The organism is Streptomyces sp. NPDC044921 (assembly GCF_056432865.1).
On the sequence record NZ_JBWKIF010000044.1, the window covers coordinates 1 to 10,247 of the forward strand.

Annotated in this window: 10 protein-coding genes and 1 pseudogene; 8 read left to right on the plus strand and 3 right to left on the minus strand. The window is 70.6% G+C overall.

Translation table 11 applies throughout. The features are described 5' to 3' along the window. The 3 genes and pseudogenes from AC07DA_RS35915 to AC07DA_RS35925 form a co-directional block, all read left to right on the plus strand. A pseudogene (locus AC07DA_RS35915) lies at positions 1 to 189 on the plus strand (amidinotransferase); the annotation flags it as partial. A 204-nt stretch (positions 190 to 393) separates the two neighbouring features. Next, positions 394 to 1,455, plus strand: coding sequence for a TerC family protein (locus AC07DA_RS35920; RefSeq protein WP_479132457.1), 1,062 nt, complete (start codon positions 394 to 396; stop codon positions 1,453 to 1,455). A 116-nt stretch (positions 1,456 to 1,571) separates the two neighbouring features. Further along, positions 1,572 to 1,808, plus strand: coding sequence for a hypothetical protein (locus AC07DA_RS35925; RefSeq protein WP_479132458.1), 237 nt, complete (start codon positions 1,572 to 1,574; stop codon positions 1,806 to 1,808). A 39-nt stretch (positions 1,809 to 1,847) separates the two neighbouring features. On the opposite strand, the gene AC07DA_RS35930 is transcribed toward AC07DA_RS35925, so the two are convergent. Beyond that, a complete protein-coding gene (locus AC07DA_RS35930) occupies positions 1,848 to 2,858 on the minus strand; it encodes a hemolysin family protein (protein WP_479132459.1) in 1,011 nt (336 codons plus the stop codon). Further along, entirely contained in the window at positions 2,855 to 4,186 is a 1,332-nt protein-coding gene (locus AC07DA_RS35935; RefSeq protein ID WP_479132460.1) for a hemolysin family protein, read from the minus strand. Before AC07DA_RS35935 ends, AC07DA_RS35930 begins: the two co-directional genes overlap by 4 nt. Positions 4,187 to 4,625: 439 nt before the next feature. On the opposite strand from AC07DA_RS35935, the gene AC07DA_RS35940 reads away from it, so the two are divergent. The 5 genes from AC07DA_RS35940 (at position 4,626) to AC07DA_RS35960 (ending at position 8,586) form a co-directional block, all read left to right on the plus strand. Next, complete coding sequence (locus tag AC07DA_RS35940) at positions 4,626 to 4,847, plus strand: hypothetical protein (protein ID WP_479132461.1); 222 nt, start codon at positions 4,626 to 4,628, stop codon at positions 4,845 to 4,847. A gap of 315 nt (positions 4,848 to 5,162) precedes the next feature. After that, positions 5,163 to 5,618, plus strand: coding sequence for a tellurite resistance TerB family protein (locus AC07DA_RS35945; protein ID WP_479132462.1), 456 nt, complete (start codon positions 5,163 to 5,165; stop codon positions 5,616 to 5,618). 89 nt (positions 5,619 to 5,707) lie between these two features. Continuing rightward, on the plus strand, positions 5,708 to 5,971 hold the full coding sequence (locus AC07DA_RS35950; RefSeq protein WP_479132463.1) for a GlsB/YeaQ/YmgE family stress response membrane protein: 264 nt from the start codon (positions 5,708 to 5,710) through the stop codon (positions 5,969 to 5,971). 749 nt (positions 5,972 to 6,720) lie between these two features. Beyond that, positions 6,721 to 7,038 carry a DUF3040 domain-containing protein gene (locus AC07DA_RS35955; protein WP_479132464.1) on the plus strand — a complete coding sequence of 106 codons (318 nt, stop codon included), beginning with the start codon at positions 6,721 to 6,723 and terminating at the stop codon, positions 7,036 to 7,038. Between the two features lie 18 nt (positions 7,039 to 7,056). Further along, on the plus strand, positions 7,057 to 8,586 hold the full coding sequence (locus AC07DA_RS35960) for a potassium/proton antiporter (protein ID WP_479132465.1): 1,530 nt from the start codon (positions 7,057 to 7,059) through the stop codon (positions 8,584 to 8,586). Positions 8,587 to 8,771: 185 nt separating this feature from the next. Here AC07DA_RS35960 and AC07DA_RS35965 read toward each other — a convergent pair. After that, a partial coding sequence (locus tag AC07DA_RS35965) for a SulP family inorganic anion transporter (RefSeq protein WP_479132466.1) occupies positions 8,772 to 10,247 on the minus strand: 1,476 nt, incomplete at its 5' end.

Here is a 10,247-nt window from a genome sequence, read left to right on the forward strand (position 1 = left end):
GTGCTCATGGTCGACGAGAAGCGGGTGATCGCCGAGCGGCACCACACCGGCATGCTGCGCGCCCTGGAGAAGTGGGGCTTCGAGCCGATCCCCTGCGACCTGCTGCACTACGCCCCGTTCGGCGGCTCGTTCCACTGCGCGACCCTCGACGTGCGGCGGCGCGGCACGCTGCAGTCCTACTTCGACTGACCGGTGACGCGCGGGCTGGCCGTGCGGTCGGTGGCCGCCACCTGAGCCCGCGCCTCGCAGCTGCCGTGCACTGATGTCTTCGAGCCGCTGCCCTCCTGGCCGATCGTGCCGGGTGCGCCTCGGTCGCGAGGGCGACAGGTCCCGTCGGATGTCCCACACTCGAGATAGGGCTTGCCTGGTCGATCGCTGTGAGGGGCCGGACCGATGCACGACGTGCCGCTGTGGCTGTGGATGGCGTTCGCCGTGACCGTGGTGGTGTCGTTGGGAGTCGATCTCCTGGCGCACCGGCAGGCCCATGTGATCGGCTTCCGCGAGGCCGCGGCCTGGAGCGGGGTGTGGGTGGGGCTCGCGGTCGTCTTCGGCGTCGTCGTCTTCTGGGTGGTCGGCACCGATGCGGGCGTCGAGTACACCACTGCCTGGCTGCTCGAGAAGAGCCTGTCGGTCGACAACCTCTTCGTCTTCGCGCTGATCTTCGGCTATTTCAGAGTGCCGCGGGCCTATCAGCACCGCGTGCTCTTCCTCGGTGTCCTGGGCGCCTTGGTCTTCCGCGGCGTCTTCCTCGCCGCGGGCGTGGCCGTGGTCAGCCGCTTCACCGCCGTCCTGTTCGTCTTCGCCGCCATCCTCTTCTGGAGCACGTACAAGATCCTCAAAGGGGAGGACGAGAGCTTCGACCCGGGCCGAAGCCTCGCCGTCAAACTGCTCCGCAAGATCATCCCCGTACGGGACGAGTACGCGGGCCCCCACTTCTTCGTCAAGGAAGCCGGCAAACGCGTCGGCACGCCGCTGCTGGCCGTGGTCGCCGCGATCGAGGCCGCCGACCTGGTCTTCGCCGTCGACAGTGTCCCCGCCGTCCTGGCCGTGAGCAGCGACGCCTTCATCGTCTACACCAGCAACGCCTTCGCCATCCTCGGTTTGCGCGCCCTGTACTTCATGCTCGCCGGCCTGCTCGACCGCTTCCACTACCTCAGCAAAGGCCTCGCGCTGATCCTGGCCTTCATCGCCGTCAAGCTCATCCTTCAGGCGTCCCACAAGACGATCAGCACCGCCATCCCGGAGATCCCCTCCCCGGTCAGCCTCGCTGTCATCACCGCCGTGCTGACCGTCTCCGTCGCACTCAGCATGCTGCGGCCCCCGCCTGCCCATGAGGACGAAGAACGGTCCGCCACGGACGACACCGGTCAAGCCGGCGATCTTCCCGCGGGCGACTCACCCGAGGGCAGCGAGCCGGAGCAGTCCGATTCCGCGGACCGAGGTCCGAACACCTGAGATCCGGCGGGGAAAGGTGCCAGGTGCCTCGGTCGTCGACGAGAAATCGGGGCGGAACGGAATCGAGCGCACCAATGGACTACCAAACGCAGGCAAAGCGGGCGTAAAGTCGTGTTATGGACAGTGAACGGAACTCCGAGACGGCCCACCGGTCCACACAGACCTGCCACTCCTGCAAGCAGCCGGTCGACACCGTGATGGAACGGCACAAGACGATGGGCGTCTACGTTCCCCGCTGGACGGCAGGCCCGTGCCACAACCCGCACTGTGATCAGTACGTGCCGGAGCAGGTGCCCGTCAGCTCCCTGCCCAGCAGCGCATGGAAGACCCTCGTCGGCCACACGCGCCGCTGAGCCGGCGAGCGGACCAGGTGGCCGCGGCTCGCCTGCCGTTCAGCTTGCGCCGACGAGCTGCGACAGGACGTCGTTCATGGTGACGAAACCGAGAACCGTGCCCTTGGCGCCGGTGACGGCCGCCAGGTGAGTGCCGTCGGCACGCATCGCGGTCAGGGCGTCGTCCAGTGGTGTGTCGATCTGGACGCGGGCCACCGCGTGCAGTGCGGTGCGGGGGAAGGGCCTGTGGCGGTCGGGGGTGCCGAGGGCGTCCTTGATGTGCAGGTAGCCGAGGACGACGCCGCCGGGTGCGAGGACGGGCAGCCTGGAGTAGCCCGCACCGGTGGCGGCGCGTTCGAGTTGGGCCGGGGTGATGGTGTGGTCGGCGGTGACCATCCGGTTGAGCGGGACGAGGATCTCGCCGACGGGGCGGTTGCCCAGTTCCAGGGCGTCGTGCAGCCGTTCGCTGTCGTCGGGATCGAGCAGCCCGGCCTGGCTGGCGTCGTCGACGAGGCGGGCGAGTTCGGTGTCGGTGAAGACGGACTCGACCTCGTCCTTCGGGTCGACCTTGAGCATGCGCAGCAGGGCGTTGGCGAACGAGTTGATCCCGAAGACGACCGGGCGCAGAGCGCGGGTGAGGCCGACCAGCGGGGGCGCGAGCAGCAGCGCGGTGGGTGCGGGGGCGGCCAGGGCGATGTTCTTGGGGATCATTTCGCCGATCAGCATGTGCAGGTAGGTCGCCAGCGAAAGGGCGATGACGAAGGCGATCGGGTGGACCAGGGCGTGGGGGACGTGGACGGCCTCGAAGGCCGGTTCCAGCAGGTGGGCGATGGCCGGTTCGGCGACCGCGCCGAGGATGAGGGAGGAGACGGTGATGCCGAGCTGCGCGGTGGCCATCATCGCCGAGAGGTGCTCCAGGCCCCACAGGGTGATCTTCGCGCGGGTGTCGCCGGCCTGCGCCCTGGGTTCGATCTGGCTGCGGCGTACGGAGATCAGCGCGAACTCGGCTCCGACGAAGAAGGCGTTGGTCAGCAGGGTCAGGGCACCGATGAGGAGCTGGATCGCGGTCATCGGGCGCTCTCCTGGTCAAGCGGGGCGGGCGTGGGAGCAGTGAGGGCGACGCGGTCGGCGCGGTGGTGGTCGACGGCGAGGACCGTGAGCTCCCAGCCGCCGATGGTGAGGGTGTCCCCTTCGGCGGGGATGCGCGCCAGGCGGGTGGCGATCAGTCCGGCGAGGGTCTCGTAGGGGCCCTCGGCCGAGGTGAAGCCTGTCCGGGTCAGTTCATCCAGGCGGACGCTGCCGTCGGCCTCCCAGCGTGCGCGACCGTCGTCGGTGGCAGGAGTGGGCAGCAGGTCGGGGGCGGCCTGCGGGTCGTGTTCGTCGCGGACATCTCCGACGACCTCTTCGACGATGTCCTCCATGGTGGCGACGCCGGCCGTGCCGCCGTACTCGTCGATGACCACCGCCATGCTGCCCTGCGCGCGCAGTCGCTTGAGGAGTGTGTCGACGGGCAGGCTGTCGGGCACCAGCAGCGGCGTCGTCATCAGGTCGGTGACCGGGGTGATCGGGCGTTTCTCCTCGTCCAGGGCGAGGACGTCGCGGATGTGGACGGTGCCGATCACCTCGTCCAGGCTGTCGCGGTAGACCGGGAAGCGGGACAGGCCGGTGGCGTGGGTGAGGTTGGCGGCGTCCGCCGCGGTGGCGTGGGCCTCCAGGGCCTGGACGTCGACCCGCGGAGTCATGACGTTCTCGGCCGTGAGCTCGCTCAGGTGCAGGGTGCGCACGAACAGCTCGGCAGCGTCCTTTTCCAGGGCTCCCTGCGCGGCCGAGTGCCGGGCGAGTGCCACGAGTTCCTCGGGGGTGCGGGCGTGGGCCAGCTCCTCGGCGGGTTCCAGGCCGAAGCGGCGAACGGCCCGGTTGGCCGTGGAGTTCAGGTGGCGTATGAAGGGGGCGAAGACCGCGGTGAAGCAACGTTGCGGCGTGGCGACGACCTTGGCCACGGCCAGTGGACGGGAGATCGCCCAGTTCTTCGGCACCAGTTCGCCGACGACCATCAGCACCACGGTGGACAGGGCAACGCCCAGCACGGTGGCCGCAGACGAAGCGGCCGGGCCCAGACCGGCCGCCCGAAGCGGGCCTCGCAGCAGCGCGGCCAGCGACGGTTCGGCGAGCATGCCGATCACCAGCGAGGTCACCGTGATGCCCAGTTGCGCGCCGGAGAGCTGGAAGGTCAGTCTGCGCACGGCGTGCAAGGCACTGTCGGCTCCGCGCTGACCAGCCGCCGCGGCGCGTTCCAGTTCACCGCGATCGACCGTGGTCAGGGAGAACTCGGCTGCGACGAACACCGCACACGCCAGGGTGAGGGCCAGGGCCAGGCACAGCAGCAGGACTTCGGTCACCGTGCCACCCCCGATCCCTCACTGGTGCGCGACGGGCGGGCAGTGGCACGGCCGGGACTGGGAGGTTCACCCATAGTGGGTCTGCTGCTCCTTCTTGGCTTGTCGGGTCGGACGGATCCTGGCGGCTCCGGTGAGGCGCTTCCCGTCCGGGCCCCATGGTAAGAGGGCGGCGAAGTCGCCTTGCCGGGGCGGTTTCCGCCACCTGTGCGGGTGGTTCCGGACGTTCCGCCGGGCTGCTGTCGGGCGGGTCACCTCACGGCTATGCTTCTACAAGCGTGTAGATAACGCTAGGGGTGGCCTTGATGTTCCCGGCTGCCCCGCGGGCGACGGGCAGGACAGGAGGGGGTCACCGGTTTGAGCAGGGTATCCGCCGGTCACGGCCACCCCGGCGGCACGTCGTCCGGAACCGTCCATCGGTGTTTTCCCCGGGAGGGCTGTCGTGGCTTCGATCGACCTGGACAAGGTGCTGGACAAGGCGTGGGCGGACAAGAGTCTGCCGGAGATACTCGCCGCGCCGGTCGCCGCGCTGAAGGGGGTCTCGGACAGGGACGGTGAACTCCTCCAGGAGGCGTTCGGCGTCAGGACGGTCGCCGATCTGGCCGAGTTGAAGTACGTGCGCTGGGCCCAGGCCCTGGCCGCGCTCGACACCTCCGCCAAGTAACCCGCTCCCGGCGGGCGGCGGCCCCGCCTCCCTTCAGGGGCCGCCGCCCGCGCCGCGGACGCGGTGATCCCCGCGCTGCCTGGCCCGCCGCACCCACGAGGACAAGCACGGCCACGGCGACCACTGCCGCGACGACGGGCACGGGCACCGTTCCGGGCCCGGCACGGGCGCGCGAGCGCAGAGGTCGGCGGAGACCGGGGAGGTCACGCACGTCCGCCACGCCTGGTAACTTCTACAGCAATGTAGAAGAAGTGGCTGTCCGGGCCCGACCTCGCAGTCGGACCGGACGGCTCCTCAAGACGTACGGAGTCAGCCATGGCCCTGTGGGACCGCATCAAGGAGTCCGCATCGACGATGCAGACCCAACTGGTGGCGAAGAAGAACGACCTCAAGTCCGGCGCGTTCCGCGACGCTTCCATGGCGATGTGCGCGCTGGTCGCCGCCGCCGACGGCACCATCGATCCGGCCGAGCGACGCCGCGTCGCTCAGCTGATTGCCACCAACGAGGTGCTGCAGAACTTCGACGCCATGGATCTGCAGCGTCGCTTCGAGGACAACCTGAACAAGCTGACCGCCGACTTCGACTTCGGCAAGGTCAGCGTGCTGCAGGAAATCGCCAAGGCGAAGAGGAAGCCTGCCGAGGCGCGTGCCGTCATCCAGATCGGCATCGTCATCGGCGGCGCCGACGGCGACTTCGACAAGTCCGAGCAGGCCGTCGTGCGCGAGGCGTGCTTCACCCTCGATCTGCCGCCCCACGAGTTCGACCTGTAACCGAGCGGGAGCGCCAGCAGCGCACACCGAGCGTGAGCAGGTGGCAAGCGGGCATGTGAGCAGCGAACTGTTCAAGGAAGGAACGGCACATGGAGATCTCGGGCATCATCACCGCCGTCATCATCGGCGCCATCATCGGGGTGCTGGGCCGGCTCGCCCTGCCCGGCCGTCAGCACACCGGCGTTCTGTGGACCATCGCCGTCGGCATCGTCGCCGCCCTGGTCGGCACCGCCATCGCCGCCGGGCTCGGAGTCGCCGACACCCGCGGCATCGACTGGATCGAACTGGCCATCCAGATCGCACTTGCCGCGGTCGGTGTCGCCGCCGTCGAACGCCTGAAGGGCCGCAGCTGACCGTCGCGCATCGCAAGGGGTGCTGACGCCACGCGGGTGTCGGCACCCCTTCGACGTTGCGACCACCGGAGGCCATATCCGTGGTGGCGGGTGCCGGCCACCTGTCCGATCACCCACCCACCGCCACGCCAGCCCCCCTCAAGGTCTGGCGCCCACTCCGTGTCCTCACCTACAGGCGTGACCCGGCCGCATTTGGGTGCCAGACCCGATGGTGTGCGCCCTCGTGGGCGGGTGAGGGTGGAGCCGACCCACCGTCCCCGCCCCGGTGACCGCAGTGGCGACCGCCTGCGGCGTGGGCCGGCTGACGGCCTCACTGCCCGACGGCCGTACGGCACGCCGGCCCTGCCAGGCCTGCCGCTTCCACCCTCCCTGCATACAGGTGCGGGGCGCGGTGCCTGAAGGGCGGCGGGTCTGTCGGATCACGAGAGGGGGCCCGTCCCGATGGACGCAGCGCCACGGCGACACGGCCACACCGAGGCGGTGTCCGGCCCGGTCCTGCTGGTGCTCCGCCTGCGCCGCGCGGCAGCCATGGGGGTGCGCCGCCTCGCGGGTGCCGAAACGGCCGGGGCAGGTCAGTGCGGCGCGCCGGGCGGGGGTGCGGTGAGCGTCACGGTATGGACGGCGGTGGGGGTGCTCGCCGCCGTCTACGTGCTGATCGCCACGGCGCGGGTGTTCCCGTTCGCCGGCGCGCTGAGCGGCGCGGTGGTGATGCTGCCCATGGGGGTCACCCGTGCCAGGAGGGGAAGCCCGTGGCCGGATCACGTGCCGGGCGGCTCAGCGAGATCGAGTCCCGCCTGCACCGCGAGGATCCCCGGTTCGTCCGCGCCCTCGGGGCCGGCCGCCCCTGCCGGCCACCCGAGTACCGGCACACCCGTGCCTGGCTGCTCCTCGCCGTCGCCCTGGCCGTGCCGGGCACCGGCATCGCCCTGGCCCACGGGCTGCTCACCGCCACCGGCCTGGTCCTCGCCGGTGCGGCCGGGGAACTGTTCGCCCCCTGCGCGAGGCGCGCAGACACCGCGACCCTCCGCCCCGGTCCTGACCCCAGCGGCCGCCGGACTGCTGCCTGACGAGACGAGGACCGACCGATGACCCTGTCCGAGCTGTACCTGACGCTGCTGATCGGCGGCACGGTGCTGCTGGCCAGCATCGCCGCCGCCCGTACCGCCCACCGCATCGGTCTGCCCAGCCTGCTGCTGTTCCTCGCGGTCGGCGTCATCGCCGGCGAGGACGGCCTCGGGCTGGAGTTCGACGACGCCCAACTGGCCCAGGCACTGGGCACCGCCGCCCTCGGAGTCATCCTCGTCGAAGGCGGCCTGACCACCCAGTGGAGCGACGTCAGACGCCTCCTGGCCCCCGCCGGCGTCCTGGCCACCGTGGGCGTGGCCGTCTCGGTCGTGATGACCGCCGCCGGCGCGCACTGGCTGCTGGGCATGGACTGGCACCTGGCCCTCCTGCTCGGGGCGATCGTCTCCTCCACCGACGCCGCCGCCGTCTTCGCCGTGCTGCGCTCCCTGCCACTGCCGCAGAAACTGACCGGCCTGGTGGAGGCCGAGTCCGGCTTCAACGACGCCCCCACCATCATCCTCGTCCTGGTCTTCTCCACCGCCACCGCCGACCTGCCCGGACCCGCGCCTCTCCTGGGCAACCTGCTCTACCAGCTCACGGTCGGCGGCACGCTCGGCGTACTGACCGGCCGTCTGGGCGCGGCCGCCCTGCGCCACATCGCCCTGCCCGCCACCGGCCTGTACCCGTTGGCCACGGTCGGCTTCGGCATCATCGCCTTCGCCGCGGCCGGAGCCGTCAACGCCAGCGGGATCATCGCCGCCTACCTGTCCGGCCTCGTCCTGGGCAACGCCGAGCTGCCCCACCGCGCCGCGACCCGTTCCTTCGCGGAAGGCGCCGGCTGGCTGGCCCAGATCGGCCTGTTCGTCATGCTGGGCCTGCTCGTCGACCCCAGCGAACTGCCCTCCGCGATCCTCCCGGCCCTCGTCGTCGGCCTGGTCCTGCTGCTGGCCGCACGCCCTGTCTCCGTCCTGGCCTGCCTGCTGCCCTTCCGGATCCCCTGGCGCGAGCAGGCGTTCATCTCCTGGGCCGGCCTGCGCGGCGCGGTCCCCATCGTGCTGGCCACCTTCCCCATCGTCGCCGGAGTCACCGGCGCTCGCGAAGTCCTCAACATCGTGTTCGTCCTCGTGGTCCTGTTCACCCTCGTCCAAGGTCCCACCCTGCCCGCCGTCGCCGGGCGCCTGGGTCTGACCCGCCCCGGCGCGCTGCGCGACGTGCAGGTCGAGACCGCCCCCCTGGACGTCCTGGACGCCGACCTGCTCACTGTCACCATTCCACCGGGCTCCCGGCTGCACGGCGTCGCCGTCTTCGAACTCCGGCTTCCGCCCCCGACCGCCGTGACCCTGATCGTCCGCGAGGGCACCACCCTCGTCCCCGACCGCGACACCGTGCTGCGCGCCGACGACGAACTCCTGCTCATCACCACGCCCAAGACCCGGGAAGCCACGGAACGCCGGCTCCGTGCCATCGGCCGACGTGGCAAACTCGCGCGCTGGCTCGGCGAACACGGTGCCATGGAGCCCGAGCCCAGCACCCCGGTACGGACCGAATGACCGCCGCCCGCCGACGCAGTCCACCGTGCGGACGGCCCACCGCGGGGCGTCCCCACCCTTGGTGTCACTGACCGGCGGAGACCGCGACGACGTCACTCGGCCCCTGCGCCCGCTGCGCGAACTCCCCTGGAGGGGGGAGTCGGTCGCCGCCCCCGACCAGTCGATCGCCCCGGCCGCTGAGCGGGTCAGGTGTCCGCTGTGGCCCTGACCGGTTCGGTGACCTTCACCGGTTCCGTGCCGACCGCGCTGTGCCGCTCTGCCCAGTTCTCCAGGGCCGTGCGGCAGGCGTGGTCGAGGTGGTGCAGACCCGCGAGATCCAGCTCGATCGGGCGGTCCTGGGGCAGTGCTTCCAGGCTGTCCAGTATCTTCGGCAGGCGCAGGAAGGTCGCGTTGCCCGACAGGTACACCTGGATGGGGCCGGCACCCTTGTCTATGATCTCCGCCTTCAGGTTCGAGGCATCCCAGGCAGCCTTGATCACGGACAGGACCAGACCGATCAGGACACCCTCGAACATGTTCACGGCAACGATCGACACGGCCGTGACGACGAGGATCAGCGCTTCACCCTTGTGGGTCCGCCACAGCGCCATGACCTGGCGGAACGGGATCAGTTTCCAGCCCGCGTGCACCAGGATGCCCGCGAGTGCAGGCAGCGGGATCAAGGCCAGTACCCACGGCATGGCGGCGGCGAACAGCAGCAGCCAGACGCCGTGCAGCACCCGGGACGCCTTGGTCTTGGCGCCCGCGCTCACGTTGGCCGAGCTGCGGACGATCACCGCGGTCATCGGCAGCGCGCCGAGCAGACCGCACACGGTGTTGCCCGCACCCTGGGCGAGTATCTCCTTGTCGTACTGGGTGCGCGGGCCATCGTGCAGCCGGTCCACGGCCGCCGCGCTGAACAGGCTCTCCGCCGAGGCGATCAGCGCGAAGGCGATGATCGTGCCCCAGATGGCCGGGCTCGCCAGCTCGCCGAACGCCTCGGAGCCGGGCGGCTGGATGACGCCGAGCAGGCCCTCCACCTCGACGGTGGCGACGGGCAGGCTGAACGCGAGCGTGGCGACCGTGGCCAGCACCACCGCCGCGAGGGCGCCCGGCACGGACCGCAAGGACTTCGGCATCTTCTTCCACAGCACGATGACGGCGATGGTGCCCGCGCCGATCGCGAGGGAGGTCAGAGCCTCGGTGCTGACCAGGGCGTCGGCGAACGCCCCCGGCAGCCCCACGACCTTCCCGATGCCGGTCTCCGGGGCCTTCAGGCCCGCCGCCGCGTAGACCTGGCCGGCGATGATCACCAGTCCGATGCCGCAGAGCATGCCCTCGACGACCGAGACGGATATCGCGCGGAACCAGCGGCCTATGCCGGCGAAGCCCATGGCGAGCTGGAGCAGCCCGGCGATCAGCACGATCACGCCGAGCGTACCCACTCCGAACTCGCGGACGGCTTCGAACACGATCACGGTCAATCCGGCCGCCGGCCCCGACACCTGGAGGCTGCTGCCGGGCATGGCCCCGGTGACCAGCCCGCCCACGATGCCGGTGACGAGCCCGACCTCTGCCGGAACACCCGAGGCGACGGCCACGCCGACGCACAGCGGCACGGCGACCAGGAAGACGACGATGGAGGCGAGGAAGTCCTGCCTGAGATGAGGGAACTTGGACAG